Origin of the sequence: Faecalibacterium gallinarum (assembly GCF_022180365.1) — a bacterium.
GTDB lineage: Bacteria > Bacillota > Clostridia > Oscillospirales > Ruminococcaceae > Faecalibacterium > Faecalibacterium gallinarum.
The window spans coordinates 32,549-50,145 of the sequence record NZ_BQKV01000115.1 but is presented as its reverse complement, the minus strand read 5'-3'; the positions used below and the strand labels follow the sequence as shown (position 1 = coordinate 50,145).

Below are 17,597 nucleotides of genomic sequence, written 5' to 3'. Positions count from 1 at the left end.
AAATATGAGCGAAAAACTTGATAAGATGCGGGCAGACTTGGCCAGAGCCAAGGAACGCCGTATCCAACTCAACAATCGTATTGAGCTGCTGGAACGCCGGATTGCAGAGGCTGAGAAGGTGGAGGTGGCCGAGATGGTGCGCACCGCGAATGTCACGCCGGAGCAGCTGGCCATGCTCTTGAAGCAGGCGGCCAGTGTAGCCCCGAACCCTGCGGCCCTGGCTGCTGCTGGGGTAACTTTTGACAACAAGGAGGACATGGATGAAAGCATGGAATAAGTTCTGCTGCGCCTTGGCTTCGATGGCGCTGCTGATGGGCAGTCTGGCCGCCCCGGCCTTTGCCTATGGGACTGAAACGGCGGACCCCGCCCCCGACCCGGCCCCGACTCCCGTCACAGTTCCCACCGCGGAGCCTGCGGAAGAAGCCCCGGTGACGGTACAGGAAGAAGTCACTGGCCCCCTGACGCCGGAGGGCAACCTGACCCTGGTGGATGATTACCACACCACCTATTCGGATGGCTCCGGCCAGCAGTTCATCACCCTGGTGAGCAAGTCCGGGGCCTATTTCTACCTGGTGATCGACCGGGCCGCCGACGGGGACCAGACGGTTCACTTTATGAACCTCGTGGACGAAGCGGACCTGCTGGCCCTCATGGAGGAAGAGCAGGCCGAAGCCTACAACGCCGAAAAGGAGGCAGCAGCCCAGGCAGAGCTGGAAAAGCAGAAAGCCGAGGAGGAAGCCAAAAAGGCTGCTGAAGAAGCAGCCAAGGCTGAAAAGGAGGACAAGGACTTTGACCTCACTGGTCTTGCCAGCAAATTCCTGGGCGTTGTAGCTCTGGTCGGTCTGGTCGCTGGCGGCGGGTTCTACTTCTTCATCCAGAAGAAGAAAAAGGAACAGGCCGAAAAAGAAAGCGTAGACCCGGATGCCGACTACCGCGAGGGCGAGGAGGAGCTGGAACTCCCGCTGGAGGAAGAACCGGCGGATGAGCCGAGCGAGGAAACCGAGCGCAAGGCATACCAGACCAGCGACGGGTACGAGGACGTATAACAAAAAAGGGCGGCAATGCCGCCCATACATAAAATAGATTGCGTTTTTTTTCGGCTTTCAATATAATCTTAATATAAGGAGGCGATTATCATTTGCACTGATGAGAAAGAAAAAACAGTCCGGCAAAAACATAAAAAGATAATCCCCCAAGTTCCATACAAAAAGCTGAAACAAACACAAAAGGCCAGAATTTCCAATCGGATGTTTGACGTGGTGTGCAAATATTACACTGAGCATCAGGCAATGCCGCCGGAGGATGAGCTGGAAGCGATATGTCGCGAGATGTTTCCAATGCTTCACGGTATGGTTCCAAAAGTGTCCTTTGAAGATTTGCTGGCTGTGTTTCGGAAAAAACAGGCTCATTTTGCAGAACGAATTGAAAAGAATGGAATTCCCGAGCCGCGAAAACCAAAAGTTAAAAAGACCGAGGCAGAAAAGTTGGCTTTGAAGAAAGCTCAACGAAAAGCAAAAAAGAAAAAACTTAAAAAGCAGCAGGAACAGGCTAATGCCCTTCCAGACTGGCAGGATGATCGATTTTTCTTTATTGCCGGTTACACTTCTGGTGGAGCACCGTATGGTGTGACTTGGGAAGAAATGGGCCTTGAACCCTGGGAAACGCTTGAATAATCGTTTGGCAGCTCTGTGTATCACACAGGGCTGTTTTTATTTTCAAGATAGAAAGGAGACTGAACTTTGCCCAATCTGATCGTAACCGAAAAACCCTCGACAGCCCAATCCATTAGTAAGGCCCTGGGCATCACCAAACGCCGGACCGGCTATCTGGAGGGAGGAAACTATCTCGTCAGCTGGTGTGTCGGTCATCTGGTGGAGCTGGCTCCGCCCGGGAGCTACGATTCCAAGCTGGTCAAATGGTCCAGGGCAGACCTGCCCATTCTGCCCAAAACATGGCAGTACCTGGTGTCGCCCGGAACCCAAAAGCAGTTTGAGGTCCTTCGCAGCCTCATGGCCCGGCCTGACGTGGACAGCCTGATCTGTGCCACCGATGCCGGACGGGAGGGCGAGCTGATTTTCCGACTTGTCTATCACCAGTGCAAATGCAAGAAACCCTTTACCCGGCTCTGGATCAGCAGCATGGAGGATGCCGCCATCCGGGATGGATTCGCCCACCTCAAACCCTCAACTGAATACGATGCTTTGTACAAAGCAGCCCTTTGCCGGGAGCGTGCCGACTGGTTGGTCGGTATCAACGCCACCCGGCTTTTTTCGTGCCTGTATGGTCAGCCGCTCAATGTAGGACGGGTCATGACCCCAACGCTTGCCATGACGGTGAGCCGGGAAGCTGCCATTGATACGTTCGGGCCTGACCCCTTTTACACGGTGCTTCTCAAGATGGAGGACTGTATGGCATCCAGTGAACGATTCAAGGACAAGTCTCAAGCTGAGGCGTTGCTGGCAGAGTGCCGGAAAGCAAGCCAGGCTGTCCTGCAAAAGACGGAACGAAAGGAGAAAACGGAACATCCGCCCGCCCTCTACGACCTGACATCCCTCCAGCGGGATGCCAACCGACTGCTGGGCTATTCGGCGCAGCAGACCCTAGACTACACCCAGGCTCTCTATGAAAAGAAGCTGGTGACCTATCCCCGTACCGACAGCCGGTATCTGACCGAGGATATGGAGCCGTGTCTGCCGGACCTGGTTCGTCAGACCGCTTTCCACTTCGGTGTGACCGGCGAAATCCCCATCCACGCAAAACAGGTCATCAACAGCAAAAAGGTCAGCGACCACCATGCAATCTTGCCCACCAGGAGCATGGCAAACGCTGACCTTTCTTCTTTGCCCGCAGGTGAGTCCCATGTCCTCCGCCTGATCGCGGCCCGCTTGCTGGCTGCCGTGGGAGAGCCGTACCGCTATGCGGAAACCACGGTGCAGATGGAGTGTGCTGGAACCGTCTTCACGGCCAAGGGCAAGACCGTTCTGGCCGAGGGCTGGAAGGCGGTCGAGCGAGCCGTCCTTGGGGATACCGCTGAAAAAGACAAGGAAAAACTGGAGATTCTGCCCGAGGTGCAGGAGCGGGAAACCATGTCTGTCCTGGATGCCCAGCTGAAAGAGGGCAAAACGTCCCCACCCAAGCACTACACCGAGGATACCCTTTTGTCGGCTATGGAGACTGCCGGGAAAGAGGAACTGCCGAAGGAAGCCGAGCGCCGGGGCATCGGGACCCCTGCTACCAGAGCTGCAATCATTGAAAAGCTGGTAAAGAAAGGCTTTCTCACCCGTGAGGGCAGCGGTAAGACCAAAAACCTGATTCCCACCGAGAAGGGCCGGGCATTGATCTCTGTTATGCCCGAAGAAATCCAGTCTCCCGCCATGACTGCCGACTGGGAGCAGAAGCTCCTGCAGATCGAGCGGGGCGAGCTGGACCCCGAAACCTTTATGGATGAAATTGAACAGATGGTCGCCTCTCTGGTCCAAACCAGCGAGGCCGTGAAAGGAGCGAGTATGCTTATGAAGAACAATGGGAAAATCGTTGGTGTTTGCCCCCACTGTGGTGCCGAAGTGGCCGAGCGGGAAAAGGGCTGGTTCTGCACGAACCGGGAGTGCCGGTTTGTGATCTGGAAGGACAACGCCTTCTTCAAGCGGCTGGGCAAGCATATCACGGGGCAGCTGGTGGATAAGCTGCTGCGGGATAGCCGCGCCCGCCTCAAGGACTGCAAGAGTCAGCGCACCGGCAAGACCTACAACGCCGCAGTTCAGATGACCACCGAGGCCGACGGTCGGGCGCAGTTCAGCCTGGAATTTGAGAACGGAGGCGGAAAAACATGAATTTCACCTACGAAGAAGTCAACCTGATGGCGCTTTACAACAGCGGCAGCCGGGAACGGCTGATCGAAGTGTTGACCGAGATGCGGACCTATCTCACCTGGTCGGAAACGGAGCTGCGGGACCTGACCGACAGCACCCTCGACAAGCTGGCTGGGATGAGCGACGCCGAGTTCGACGCGCTGGAATTGTACCCGGACTTCATGTGAGGAGGGCCTATGGCAGACGAGAAAGACGGCAAGTGGCAATGCTATATCATCCCCGACCTTGCCTCCTGGACGGGAGCAGCCGCATCCGATCACACCCCCATCGAGTTCTACGACAGCTACGAACAGGCGGCGGCCCGGTTCCAGGAGCTGCGGTCCGAACCCTACAACAGCGAAGATCTGCCTGCCGCCCGGCTGACCTTTGGGGTCCAGCGGGAGGACCCGCCCAGCGCCGCTGACCTGCTCCAGGTTCGCCAGGGCAAGAACTACCTGGTGGACGATTACACCCGGATGGAGGCAGTGAATCAAAGTCCCGAGGTGATGGACATTCTGCGCCAAATGCGGAAAGACCTGGGCTTCGACCGTGTCCGGGTCTATGAGCGGGACGCCTATGGCGGCTTCACCGGCCCCAAGGACATGGCTTTCAGCCGGTGGAAACATCCCCTCAAACCGATGCTGAGGAAATCGGTGCTGAAGGAGCTGAAAAAAGCGCCGGAACCGAAGAAGCCGCAGAAAAAGCATCGAAGCAAAACAAGCGAACGAGAATGACGGAAACGATCTTTGAAATCGTTCGGCGCTCCGTTTCCCTCAGAGAGGCCGCGGAGCTTTATGGAATCGAGATCGGCCGGAACGGCATGGCCTGCTGCCCGTTCCATGATGACAAAAACCCAAGTCTGAAATTGAACGAAGATTATTTCTACTGCTTTGGCTGCGGGGCCACCGGGGATGTGATCGACTTTACAGCCCGGCTCTATGATCTGACGCGCAGGGAGGCTGCGGAAAAGCTGGCCCATGACATTGGCCTGAATTATAGCGGTCATGCCCCTCCCGGACGGCGTTATGTCCGGCAAAAAACAGAGGCGCAGAAATTCAGGGAGGACCGGGAGCGCAGCATTCGTGTCTTGAAGGACTATCATCAGATGCTCCAAAAATGGGAAGCCGCTTATCCGCCGAAATCCCCGGAGGAAGAGCTGCATCCCCGTTTTAAAGAAGCAGTTCAGAAAAAGAGCTATGTGGGCTTTCTTCTGGACTTTTTTCGGGAGTACAGCCGAGAGGAACACAAGCAGTGGATCGCTGAACATTTATCAGAAATTGATGATTTGGAAAGGAGAGTGAAATTCATGGCTGACAAGCCCACCAACCGGGAGCGGCTGCAGGAGATCACGGCGGGCATCGAGCAGGGCATCAAGGAACTGTTCCAGGGCGAGAAATATGCGCACTATCTGTCCGTCATGTCCAAGTTTCACCGCTATTCCATCAACAACGCCATGCTGATCTATATGCAGCGCCCGGATGCCACTCTGGTAGCTGGGTACAACAAGTGGAAAAACCAGTTTGGCCGCCATGTGAAAAAGGGAGAGCATGGCATTACCATCATCGCTCCCACGCTGTATAAAAAGAAGATCGAGGAAATGAAGCGGGACCCGGATACTCAGGCTCCCATTCTGGACGCGAACGGACAAGCCATTATGGAAGAACGGGAGGTCGAAATCCCCATGTTCCGTCCCGTCAAGGTGTTCGATGTGTCTCAGACAGACGGCAAACCTCTGCCGGAGCTGGTTTCCAGCCTGTCCGGGACGGTGCCGAACTATGAGGCATTTCTGGAGGCGTTGCGCCGCACTGCCCCGGTCCCCATCGAGTTTGAGCCGATGGCCGAGAACCTGGACGGCTATTTTTCCTCTGACCAGCAGCGGATCGCCATTCGGGAAGGCATGAGCGAGGTACAGACTATCTCTGCCGCTGTCCATGAGGTGGCACACAGCAAGCTCCACGATTCCAAAAAGTATGAGGCGGAGCCGACCTGGAAGATCGTCATGGTCAGCGAGGGCGGCACCAAAAAGGATTATCGTTTGGATTTTGCAACTGAAGCAGAGGCGGAACAGGCCGCTGCCGAGGATGGATGGCGCTATGTGGACGAGAATCAGTTTGAGTGGCGGCTGGAAGTGGAGGAAGATCAGACGGCAGTAAAACAGGCCGCCAAAAATCGCAACACCGAAGAAGTGGAAGCAGAAAGCATCTCCTATGCAGTCTGCCAGTATTTTGGCATCCAGACCGGCGAAAACAGCTTTGGCTATATCGCGTCCTGGTCCGAGGGCAAGGAACTGAAAGAACTGCGGGCCAGCCTGGAAACCATCAACAAGACCTCCTGTGAGCTGATCTCGGGGATTGAGCGCAACTACAGGGCAATCTGCAAGGAGCGCGGCATTGATCTGACCGCTCTCCCGGAAGTAGAACAGGCACCCAGGCAAGCTGCGGAAAAAAAGCTCTCCGCCAAATCCAGCGCAGAGCGCGGGGAGGCCCTGCTGGCGCTGGATGACACCGCCTATCTCCATGTTCAGCCCTGCGATGATGGATGGGACTACACGCTTTACGATGCGGCAACCATGCAGCAGATGGATGGCGGCCAGTTGGATGATCCGAATATGGGGCGAGCGGAAGCGGTCGCCTATATCTGTGACGATCTCGGCATGGGCCGCAAGTCCATCAAGTATGCGTCGCTGTCCATGATCGAGGCATTGCAGGAGGTGGCAGACCACCAGACCGCAGAAGCCGCAGCGGCCCAGTTCCCCGGTGCCAGGGAACAAGCCTTGGACGAGTATCCCATGCCAGACCCGGCACTGTCCGAGGTAGAACTGGCGAAGTGCAGCTGCCTGGACAGCGATCTTCTGCTCCTCTCCAAAGAGCGGGCCTATGAGCTGATGGAGCGCGACCTGACCGTTTATATCATCCAGGAAGGAGAAAAGCCGGAAATGGCTTTTGACACCGCCGACCTGGACGCCCATGACGGCATCTTTGCACTGTCCCGCGACGAATGGGAGCGGACTTCGGAATTCCATGGAAAAGTCCAGGACCGGATGAACCATCAGGAAGAACGGGAGCGGGCCTTCCTCGACTATGGGGGCGACTGCTTTGCCATTTATCAGGTAAAGCATACCGATGATCTGCGGGACATCCGCTATGAGAGCCTGGAACGGCTCAAAGCCAGCGGGCAGGAGGTGCAGCACAGCAACTATGACCTGGTGTACACGGCTCCGCTGAACGGCTCCGGCGGCACCCCGGAACGGCTGTACCAGCAATTCAATCTGCAAAAACCGACGGACTTTCACAGCCCGTCCATGAGTGTCAGCGACATCGTTGCAATCAGGCAGGGCGGTAGGTTATCCTGTTATTACTGCGACAGCTTTGGTTTTGAGCAGATCCCCGGATTCCTTCCGGGCAACCCGCTGAAAAATGCGGAGATGTCGGTGGAAGATGATTACGGCATGATCGACGGCATCATCAACAACGGCCCTAAAGAACCGCAGGAACAAGAGAAGAAGAAATCCGTCGTGGAGCAGCTGAAAGCCCAGCCCCGAGCGGACCGCAAAAAGACAGCGCCCAAAAAGAGCGCAGAAAGGGAGATTTGAGATGAAAGACTTCACGTTTGAGGAAACCAACCTGCTTTGCATCTACAACCAGGACAACAGAGAGCGATTAATCCAGGTCCTGACCGAGATGCGCGGCTATCTTTCGCCGGAAGAAACAGAGCTGCGGGAACTGACGGATCACACCCTCGAAAAGCTCCGGGCTATGAGCGATGAGGAGTTTGCCGAGCTGGAGCTGTGCCCGGATTTTGACGAGTAAACCGATCACATGAGGCTCTGGTGGGGCGATCTGACTGGACGCCCCGTTTTTCTATTGCAATGGGAAAGGAGGACCCATCATGCCCACAAAAGCCGAGCTGTACTCACAGCTTGCGTCCGATACCGCCCGCCGTCTGACAGGAAACTGGGAACGGTGGGCGGATTTTTTGTCTCTGGCCGGAAGGCTGTACAAGTACCCCTATTCCGACCAGCTGCTGATTTACGCCCAGCGCCCGGACGCCACCGCCTGCGCTGAGTATGACATCTGGAACAACCGGATGAACCGGTTTGTCCGGCGGGGTGCGAAGGGGATCGCCCTTTTGGATGACAGCGGCGGCACCCCGTATCTGCGGTATGTCTTTGATGTATCGGACACCGGCACCCGCCGAAACTCCCTGGACCCGGACCTCTGGCAGATGGATTACAGCTTCCGGGAACCGGTGGCTGCTATGCTGGCGAAAACCTATGGGGTCAGTGACCCCAATTTCGCCCAGCAGCTTGCAAACCTCTCCGGCAAACTGGTGGAGGACTACTGGGACAACAATGCCCAAGACATCCGTGACATCGTTGACGGTTCCCTCCTGGAAGGGTATGATGATCTTAACCTGGAGCTGGAATTTAAATCAGCAGGTGCCATCAGCATCACCTGGATGCTTCTGTCCCGGTGCGGCATCGACCCGGAAGGATGGTTTGACCGGGATGATTTCCAGGCAGTTTATTCCTTCAGCACCCCGGCAGCCGCGAACGTCCTGGGCACAGCAGTCACGGAAAGCTGCAGTCAGGTGCTGCGGCAGATCGAGAGAACCATCAAGACCACCACCCGGCGCAGAAATGCAGAAAGGAGCCAAGAATATGAGCAGCTTAACTTATTCTCAGAACGGGGATTATCTGATTCCGAACCTAGTCCTCGACCCGGCCCCGGCCAAACCCCTGGGCAAGTATGGACGGATGCGGAAAGCGTATCTGAAGGAACGCCGGCCCCTGATTTACAATCAGATGCTGCTGTCCGGGAGCCTGTTCCCGCACCTGCAGGAGGTGGACGAGACAGCGCACCAGCGGCTGGAGCAGATGATGCCCCAGCTGGCGAAGGAAGCGGGAGCAACGGAGGAACTGAAAACCCGGAACCCGATGCAGTGGGTGGGCCTGATGAACACCTGCAAGGCACAGGCCGAGGAAATCCTGATGGCGGAGCTCATCAACAGCTGAGCTTCTTCCCCACCGAAGCGGAACAAATCGAACAGATCGACCGCAGAGCGGAGGCACAAAAAGCCTCCGCTTTTTCTTTTTCCAGTGAGGACATTGCCCTGGCCATGGCCAGCGGCAGCGGGTTTGTCCACGGCAAAGAACGGATCGCCGCCTTCTTCCAGGAGGACCATACCCCCAAAGAACGGGCCGAGTTTCTCAAAAAGGAATACGGCATCGGGGGACGGAGCTGGACCTTCCTGGATGGCAGTCATGGCTTCCTCGATCACGATTCCCGCGGCATCAAGCTGCGTTCTTATCCCGAGGGACAGGAACAGCGGTTCAGCTGGTCTGATGCGGCAAAAAGGATCAGCCTTTTGGTTGCTGCGGGCAAGTATCTGGACAAGCCGAAACAGGAAGAAACCATTTGGGAGTACAACAGCGTCAAGGAACGCCACCCGGATGATCTGGTCCTTTACCAGATGGGGGACTTCTTCGAGCTGTACGGCGAAGATGCCCGAATAGCAGCTCCCGAGCTGGATCTGGCTCTGCACAGTCGTTCCATTCCGGGCGGGGGCCGGGTGGAAATGTGCGGTTTCCCGGCAAACCAGTTGGAACAGATTGTGGAACAGCTGCGGGACAAGCACGATCTCACCATTTCTGCTGTGCAGAATGGAAGCGCCCAGCGCCGGGAATATTCCATGCTCTCCATTGACCACGAAGCGGAGCAGGCCATTGACGCCCACGAGGCAGAGTTTGGCGCAGATGGCTTCCGGGCGTTCCGGGATGAAGATGCAATCCAGGAAGCAGAAAGACAGCACGGCTTGCGGGAAACGCTGGCCGACCGCGGCATCGTAAACGGCCAGGTGGTGGACCTTGAAAAGCTGGACCGTGATCCTTTTATCCAGCAGGTGGTGGCAGATGCCGAACAGGCAGCCGCAGAACCCGCCGTTGATGTGCCGGAGGAGCCGAAACCGGAAGTCTTGTCCGATGCAGAATACGCCCGTCAAAATCTCATTCCGGGCGAAACCGCCTTTGACCTGGATGACCGGCGGTTCATCGTGGACCAGGTGGACCTGGATTCGGAGCGGGTCAGCCTGCGGGATGTGACCTTTGCCCAGGCCACCGGCTTCCCGATCTTCCGTTCAGAACCGATTTGGGTGATTCGTCAGTATCTGGAGAAGGAAGCCGCCCCGGCCAAACCTGAGAAGCCTCTGACAGCAGAAGATGTGACGGACATCCGGGTGGAAAGCAGCAGCTACTCGGCAATCTCCCGGGAGAAAGAGTATCAGCTGTCCTGCAAGATCAACGGCGTGCCGGACACCCTCCTTTATACCGTATCCCAGCATGATGACGGCGAAGGTTTTACCATCCAGGGCCAGAACGAGGACGTCTGGAAAAAGATGTCTCCGCCAGAGTTGGAAAAGCTGGAGGACGTGCTGGCCAGAGCGGTGGAGTTTGATTACTGGAGCAAATCCATCGAGCACGCAGCGGATGCAGACGCCCTTGAAGTGGTGGCTCTGGATTACCGTTGGGCGGAAACCCTGAATCTGAGTGATGAGCAGCGCAGCGCCCTTTGGGAGCAGATCGAAGCTCGGAAAGGACAACTCACCGAACAGCCCACCTTTACCACAGAACAAGTGGCGTCCTACCCGGCAGAGGAAACAAACCTGCCCTATGATGTAGTAGTCGAAAAAATCCACATTGAGCCTCCCGGACAGGAAAAGCCCGCCCCTCCGGCCCAAAACTTCCGCATCTCTGACGATCACCTGGGGGAGGGCGGCCCCAAGCAGAAGTTTGCCCGCAATGTGGAGGCCATCCGCACCCTGCAAACCCTGGAGAACGAAAACCGAAACGCCACCCCGGAAGAACAGGAAACCCTGTCCCGATACGTCGGGTGGGGCGGCCTGGCAGATGCTTTTGACCCCGACAAAGACAGCTGGGCCAAGGAGTACACCCAGCTGAAGGAACTGCTCTCTCCCGAGGAATACGCCGCTGCCCGTGCCAGCACCTTGAATGCCCACTACACCAGCCCCACCGTCATTCATGCCATCTATGATGCAGTGGAGAAGATGGGCTTCCAGACCGGCAACATCCTGGAACCCTCCTGCGGCGTGGGCAACTTTTTCGGAATGCTGCCGGAGTCTATGCAAGGCAGCCGCCTGTACGGCGTGGAGCTGGACAGCATCTCGGGGCGTATCGCCCAAAAACTCTACCCGGAAGCCAACATCACGGTGGCGGGCTTTGAGACCACCAAGCAGCAGGACTTCTACGATCTTGCCATCGGCAATGTGCCCTTTGGCCAGTATCGGGTGAATGACAGGGACTATAACAAGCTGGGATTTTCGATCCACAACTATTTCTTTGCCAAGGCGCTGGATCAGGTTCGCCCGGGCGGCGTGGTGGCCTTTGTCACCAGCCGGTACACGATGGATTCCAAGGATTCCACCGCCCGTAAGTATTTGGCCGAAAGGGCCGACCTGCTGGGGGCCATCCGGCTGCCCAACAATGCGTTCCGCGCCAATGCCGGCACCGATGTGGTGTCCGACATCATTTTCCTGCAAAAACGTGACCGGCCCATCGACCGGGAACCCGACTGGGTACAGCTGGGCCAGACCGAGAGCGGCATCTCTATCAACCAGTATTTTGTGGACCATCCTGAAATGGTCCTGGGAGAACTGACCACCGAGAGCACCCAGTATGGCCGGGAGGAAAGCACCGTGCTGCCCATTGCAGGTGCAGACCTGGGCAAACAGCTTAAGGAGGCCATTTCCCATCTGAAAGGCGAATACCGGGAGGCCGAGCATACCGCCCCGGATGTGGGAGAGGCTGAGACGGGCCGCGATTTCCTGCCCGCTGACCCCAACGTGAAGAACTTCTCCTACACGGTGGTAGATGGAGAGGTTTACTACCGCGAGAACTCGGTCATGACCCACTTGGAGCTGAATGACACGGCCAAGGGACGGGTCAAGGGCATGGTGGAACTGCGTCAAATCGTCCACGAGCTGATTGACCTGCAGATGGAGGACGGCCCGGATGACGCCATCCAGGCAAAACAGTCCGAACTCAATGTGGCTTATGATAAGTTTGCAGCAGAATACGGCCTGCTGAACGACCGCAAAAACGGGCGGCTCTTTGAGGACGATTCTTCCTATTACCTGCTCTGTTCTCTGGAAAACCTGGACGAGAACGGCAAGCTGAAAAGCAAGGCGGATATGTTCACGAAACGGACCATCCGGCCCGAACGGAACATCAGCCATGCTGCCACTCCCAGCGAGGCGCTGGCCATCTCCATCGGAGAGCGAGGACGGGTGGACCTGCCTTATATGTCCGAGCTGCTGGGCAAACCCGGAGAGTATGACAGCATCATCACCGACCTGCGGGGCGTAATTTTCAAAGACCCTTCGCAGGATGTGACCGACCCGGAAGCAGGCTGGCAGACCGCGGATGAATACCTGTCCGGCAACGTCCGTAATAAGCTGCGGATTGCCCAGCTGGCCGTCCAGACCAACCCAGAGTTCACCCCCAACGTGGAAGCTCTGACCAAGGCCCAGCCCCGTGATCTGGAAGCCTCTGAAATTGATGTGCGTTTGGGTGCCACCTGGCTGGACCCCAAGGTGATCCAGCAGTTTATGCTGGAGACCTTTCAAGTCCCATTCTATCTGCGGCGGGCCATCCAGGTGAACTTTTCACCCCTTACAGCCGAGTGGCAGATCGAGGGCAAGACCAAAACCGGCTTCAATGATGTGGCCGCTTACGAGACCTACGGCACCAGCCGGGCCAACGGCTATAAAATCCTGGAGGACACCCTGAATCTGAAAGATGTGCGGGTGTATGACACCGTTGAGGATGTGAACGGCAAGCAGCAGCGGGTGCTGAACAAAAAGGAAACCACTCTGGCTCAGCAGAAGCAGCAGGCCATCAAGGATGCTTTTGCCAACTGGATTTGGAAGGACCCGCAGCGCCGTGAAACCCTGGTCAAGCAGTACAACGAGCTGTTCAACTCCACCCGTCCCCGGGAATACGACGGCAGCCATATCCATTTTGTGGGTATGAACCCGGAAATCAGCCTGCGGGAACACCAGAAAAACGCCATTGCCCATGTGCTCTACGGCGGAAACACTCTGCTGGCTCACGAGGTTGGTGCAGGCAAGACCTTTGAAATGGCAGCCTCCGCTATGGAGGCCAAGCGGCTGGGTCTTTGTCAGAAATCCCTCTTTGTGGTGCCCAACCACCTGACCCTCCAGTGGGCACAGGAGTTCCTGCACCTCTACCCCAGCGCCAAGCTGCTGGTGGCCAACAAGAAGGATTTTGAAACCGCCAACCGGAAGAAGTTCTGCGCTCGGATCGCCACAGGTGATTATGATGCGGTCATCATTGGTCACAGCCAGTTTGAGAAAATCCCTCTTTCTTTTGAACGGCAGGAGCGCATCATCCAGGAGCAGATCGACGAGATTCAGGCTGCCATCACAGAGATGAAGTACCGTGTAGGAGAACGGTTCACCATCAAGCAGATGGAAAAGACACGAAAGGGCCTGGAACAGAGGCTGGAAAAACTCAAGGCCACCGAGCGGAAGGACGACGTTGTGACCTTTGAGCAGCTGGGTGTAGACCGGCTGTTTGTGGACGAAAGTCACAGTTTCAAGAACCTCTTTTTGTACACCAAGATGAGGAATGTGGCGGGCCTTTCCACCTCGGAGGCGCAGAAGTCCAGCGATATGTTCGGCAAGTGCCGCTATATGGACGAGCTGACCGGCGGCCGGGGCGTGATCTTCGCCACCGGCACCCCCGTCTCGAACTCCATGACTGAGCTGTACACAGTGATGCGCTACCTGCAGTACGGCACGTTGCAGCAGAAGGGGCTGACCCATTTCGATTGCTGGGCGTCTACCTTTGGAGAAACCACAACGGCCATCGAGCTGGCCCCGGAAGGCACCGGCTACCGGGCACGCACCCGCTTCGCTAAGTTTTTTAACCTTCCCGAGCTGATGAATATGTTCAAAGAGGTGGCCGATATCAAAACCTCGGATCAACTCCATCTGCCAGTGCCGGAGGCTAAGTTTGAAACGGTGGTTGTGAAGCCCTCGGATATCCAGAAGGACATGGTGGCCGAGCTTTCCAAGCGAGCTGCTGCCGTTCACGTTGGCAACGTGGACCCGTCCGAGGATAACATGCTGAAAATAACCTCGGATGGCCGGAAGATCGGCCTGGACCAGCGGCTTATGAACCCGCTGCTGCCGGATGACCCGGACAGCAAGCTGAATGCCTGCGTCCGCAATGTCCTGAAGATCTGGGAAGAAGGAAAGGAGCAGAAGCTGACTCAGCTCTTGTTCTGCGATCTGTCCACCCCCAAAGGGGATGGGCAGTTCAACGTCTATGATGATATCAAAAAGAAGCTGCTGGCAGCAGGGGTGCCTGAGAGCGAAGTGGCCTTCATCCACACCGCCGATACCGAGGCAAAAAAGAAGGAACTGTTCTCCAAGGTACGGGCAGGCCAGGTCCGAGTTCTGCTGGGCAGCACCCAGAAGATGGGAGCTGGCACCAACGTACAAGACCGGCTGGTGGCGGTCCACCACCTGGATGTGGGCTGGAAGCCCTCGGATATGACCCAGCGCAATGGCCGTATTATCCGCCAGGGCAACCGGAACAAAGAAGTGCAGGTCTACAACTACGTCACGGAAGGGACCTTCGATGCCTACTTGTTCCAAACCCTTGAGAATAAGCAGCGGTTCATCTCCCAAATCATGACCTCGAAATCTCCCGTCCGCTCCTGTGACGATGTAGACGAACAGGCTCTCAGCTATGCCGAGATCAAGGCGCTGTGCGCTGGAAATCCGCTTATCAAGGAGAAGATGGACCTGGATATCGAGGTGGCCCGGCTCAAGGTTCTCAAAGCGGACCACCAGAGCCAGCAGTACCGACTGGAAGATAAGCTGCTCAAGACCTTCCCGGCCTCCATCCAGCACCAAAAAGAGGTTATTGCCTGCATGAAGCAGGACGCAGAAACCGCAGAAGCACATCCCCAGGTGAAGGACGGCTTCTGTGGCATGGTCATCCGAGGAGTGCACTATGAGGATAAACTCACAGCCGGTGAGCGGCTGCTGGCCGCCTGCCAGGAGCTGCCCTCGGCCGGGGCGGTGGAGATCGGCAGTTACCGCGGCTTCCCGATGGAGCTTTCCTTCAGCACCCTTCACAATCAGTTCGAGCTTGCCTTCAAGGGCCAGTCCACCAACCATGTGTTCCTGGGCACCGATGCCCGGGGCAACATCACCCGGCTGGACAATGCCCTGGACAACTTCCCGGAACGGATTGAAAAGGCCGAGAACCGCCTTGGCTCCCTGATTCAGCAGCGGGATGCCGCTCAGGCCGAGCTGGGCAAACCCTTCCCGCAGGAGGATGAACTGGCCGCGAAATCTGCCCGCCTGGCAGAGCTGGACGCCCGCCTGAACATGGAGGACAGCCCCAGCCAGGAAGCGCCCGGAGAAGAAAAAGTGGAGGCAAAAGAGGAAGGCCGCAAGCCGTCCGTGCTGGCTGAGCTGAAAGCTGCGGTGCCTGACCGGACACCCCGGCCTAAGACCCACGAAAAGGAGGCTGATGCCCGATGACCAACGAAGAACTGAACACGGCCCTCTACAAGAAGATGTTTGCAGAGCAGGAGAAGTTCAAAGGCTGGCTGTTGACTCAGCCGCCTGAGAAAATCCTGGAACACAGTTATGAGTATACGGTGCGGGAGGACTTTCTGCTGTCTTTGGAGTACAACGATCTGACCAACAGCCAGGCCGCAGCCCTGCTGGCCTCTCCCACACCGCTGGATGACCTTTTTCACCAGTATGAGAAGATGGAGTCCAGCCACATGGAGGAGGTCTGGGCCTGCTTCGAGAGCCGGGCAGAGCAGGTCAAAACCATGCAGGCGGAGGCAAAAGTGGCCGTCTATCAGCATAACGCCGATTATGCACGGGAACATGGAGAGCTGGAGCAATACCGGGCGTCCAATCGGGTCAATATCCAGTGCAAGGAAGCCATTGAAACGGCGGTGCGGGAACATTTCGATGGACTGTATCTCAGCCATGACGCTGCCAAAGGTGTAATTGAAACCTATGGTATGGACCGGGTTGCGATGGTCCTTGCCAATACGATCCAGCTCCAGGACTGGGACGGTCGCTACTCCCGCAGCAACAAGGACTGGGCCAGGACGATCCCCAACCACAACTCTGATACGGTTCGCCTCGGATATGCGCTGGAATGCCACCCGGCTGTTTTGAACGGCTTTATTGATCTGGTACGGGAGGAACAGCAGCGCCAGCCCCGGGCTTCTGTGCGGGAACATTTGAAGCAGGGACCTAAGCAGACAGTACCCAAAGCCTCGACTCATAAGAAGCGGGAGCCGGAAAGATGATGGAAAAATCCGAGGTCATCATTCTGAGAGTGTCCCCGGAAGAACTGGATCGAATTCGGAAGAAGATGCTGGATATGGGCGTTCTCAACCAGAGCGCCTATCTGCGCAAGATGGCCCTGGACGGTTACTGTGTGCGGCTTGATTTAAAGGAGGTCAAAGAATTGAATCGTCTGCTGCGAATTTGCAGCAACAACCTAAACCAATATGCAAAACGGGCCAATGAAACCGGCTCCATCTACAAGGCAGACATTGAGGACTTGCAGCGGCGGATGGATATGATCTGGCAGCAACAGAAGGAGCTTTTGACCGAGCTGGCCGGCATTGAATAACAAACACGGTATGGCAGATGATGCTATACCGTGTTACATAAAGACGAGATCCTTGTTTCAGGCAAAGATATTCGTTAAAATGAAGGTGGGAAGGAGGCAAGTTCTATGAAGATGATTTTGAAATTTTTCGTTTGGCCGATGGCTTTACTGCTGGGGATGCTGTGCTTTCTGGGCACCATTGCTTATAAGGCTGCCGCTTATGTGATTTCTCCACTGTTGCTGTTGGGTCTGGGATGCTGTATTTACTGTGCAGTACAGGCCCGCTGGACAGAACTTGCCATCTTTGCAGTTACAGTGCTGGGGCTTTTCGTGATCCTGTTCTTAATGATTTGGCTGGTGACCAATGCAGAAGATTTGCACAAGTGGATGCGCGATTTTTTAGCTTCCTAATCGCGAACCCGGGGTTCTGGCATAGATCGCCAGTGTCTCGGGATGGATGAGAAGCACAGGTTTATTGTGGTCCAAAGCATAATGAACTGTGTATCCTGTGCCACTGGGTTCCTCGTTTTTGTAATCGTATACGCCGAGCAGAACATCTGTATGATCCACCAGGAACCGGTTCCTAGCGTGATAGCATCCAGAAAAATACCTGGGGCTTAGAACAAGCACTTCATAGCTCTGCTTTAAGAGACTGGAATAACGATCCCGATCATCAGCTTTCCAGCGTCGTTCCTGACCTTCAAAAGGGATGATGCAATGGAGCTGTAGGTCGGGATTTTGCCGTTTCAGGGAAAGAACGGCTTCTCCGGCCCAAAGATCAACTCCAAGGGCGCAGCCAGTGTAAAAATCAGTGATTCCACGGTGATAGAGCCGCAGAATTTGCTTTTCCAGCACAGATTTTAACTGAACACAGCCAGGGGCCAACTCGTCGTACTGAAAGCTGAAATGAGCCGGACGGTGCCCGGTAAAGGCACAGGAACGCAGTGCTGCCATAAGTTTTCCTCCCATATTCACTTTTTGCCATGTGTAAGAAGTCTAACAAGACTTTCTACATCTTATAAAGCTATTGTAAGTTGGATACACTTGATTTGTCA

14 protein-coding genes are annotated in these 17,597 nt (G+C 56.1%); 13 read left to right on the top strand and 1 reads right to left on the bottom strand.

From position 1 onward, the window contains the following. Positions 1–4 precede the first annotated feature (4 nt). The 13 genes from JCM17207_RS13415 to JCM17207_RS13350 all read left to right on the top strand — a co-directional run bounded on the left by JCM17207_RS13415 (position 5) and on the right by JCM17207_RS13350 (position 16,953). Complete coding sequence (locus tag JCM17207_RS13415; RefSeq protein ID WP_238318125.1) at positions 5–277, top strand: DUF4315 family protein; 273 nt, start codon at positions 5–7, stop codon at positions 275–277. Then, the gene (locus JCM17207_RS13410) at positions 261–1,046 is read left to right on the top strand and encodes a DUF4366 domain-containing protein (RefSeq protein WP_238318124.1); all 786 of its coding nucleotides are present in this window, start codon (positions 261–263) and stop codon (positions 1,044–1,046) included. The genes JCM17207_RS13415 and JCM17207_RS13410 overlap by 17 nt, the downstream gene beginning before the upstream one ends. Positions 1,047–1,247: 201 nt before the next feature. Then, complete coding sequence (locus JCM17207_RS13405) at positions 1,248–1,673, top strand: hypothetical protein (RefSeq protein WP_238318123.1); 426 nt, start codon at positions 1,248–1,250, stop codon at positions 1,671–1,673. Between the two features lie 66 nt (positions 1,674–1,739). After that, entirely contained in the window at positions 1,740–3,830 is a 2,091-nt protein-coding gene (locus JCM17207_RS13400) for a DNA topoisomerase 3 (protein ID WP_238318122.1), read from the top strand. After that, positions 3,827–4,036, top strand: a complete 210-nt coding sequence (locus JCM17207_RS13395; RefSeq protein WP_238318121.1) for a transposon-transfer assisting family protein — start codon at positions 3,827–3,829, stop codon at positions 4,034–4,036. The genes JCM17207_RS13400 and JCM17207_RS13395 overlap by 4 nt, the downstream gene beginning before the upstream one ends. Positions 4,037–4,045: 9 nt before the next feature. Then, positions 4,046–4,582: a hypothetical protein gene (locus tag JCM17207_RS13390; protein ID WP_238318120.1), complete on the top strand. Its 537-nt coding sequence runs from the start codon at positions 4,046–4,048 to the stop codon at positions 4,580–4,582. Further along, positions 4,579–7,440, top strand: a complete 2,862-nt coding sequence (locus tag JCM17207_RS13385; protein ID WP_238318119.1) for a YodL domain-containing protein — start codon at positions 4,579–4,581, stop codon at positions 7,438–7,440. The genes JCM17207_RS13390 and JCM17207_RS13385 overlap by 4 nt, the downstream gene beginning before the upstream one ends. Before the next feature lies 1 nt (position 7,441). Next, positions 7,442–7,657 (top strand): transposon-transfer assisting family protein, encoded by a 216-nt coding sequence (locus JCM17207_RS13380; protein WP_238318118.1) that lies wholly within the window; start codon positions 7,442–7,444, stop codon positions 7,655–7,657. An 851-nt stretch (positions 7,658–8,508) separates the two neighbouring features. After that, on the top strand, positions 8,509–8,862 hold the full coding sequence (locus JCM17207_RS13375; protein ID WP_238318117.1) for a TnpV protein: 354 nt from the start codon (positions 8,509–8,511) through the stop codon (positions 8,860–8,862). A gap of 104 nt (positions 8,863–8,966) precedes the next feature. Next, on the top strand, positions 8,967–15,443 hold the full coding sequence (locus JCM17207_RS13365; protein WP_444979642.1) for a helicase-like domain-containing protein: 6,477 nt from the start codon (positions 8,967–8,969) through the stop codon (positions 15,441–15,443). Beyond that, positions 15,440–16,234 carry a DUF3849 domain-containing protein gene (locus JCM17207_RS13360; protein ID WP_238318116.1) on the top strand — a complete coding sequence of 265 codons (795 nt, stop codon included), beginning with the start codon at positions 15,440–15,442 and terminating at the stop codon, positions 16,232–16,234. Before JCM17207_RS13365 ends, JCM17207_RS13360 begins: the two co-directional genes overlap by 4 nt. Then, entirely contained in the window at positions 16,231–16,563 is a 333-nt protein-coding gene (locus JCM17207_RS13355; RefSeq protein ID WP_238318115.1) for a plasmid mobilization protein, read from the top strand. The genes JCM17207_RS13360 and JCM17207_RS13355 overlap by 4 nt, the downstream gene beginning before the upstream one ends. 105 nt (positions 16,564–16,668) lie before the next feature. Then, positions 16,669–16,953 carry a hypothetical protein gene (locus tag JCM17207_RS13350; protein WP_238318114.1) on the top strand — a complete coding sequence of 95 codons (285 nt, stop codon included), beginning with the start codon at positions 16,669–16,671 and terminating at the stop codon, positions 16,951–16,953. Here JCM17207_RS13350 and JCM17207_RS13345 read toward each other — a convergent pair. Continuing rightward, positions 16,942–17,496 carry an SLOG family protein gene (locus tag JCM17207_RS13345; RefSeq protein WP_238318113.1) on the bottom strand — a complete coding sequence of 185 codons (555 nt, stop codon included), beginning with the start codon at positions 17,494–17,496 and terminating at the stop codon, positions 16,942–16,944. The genes JCM17207_RS13350 and JCM17207_RS13345 overlap by 12 nt on opposite strands. Positions 17,497–17,597 lie beyond the last annotated feature (101 nt).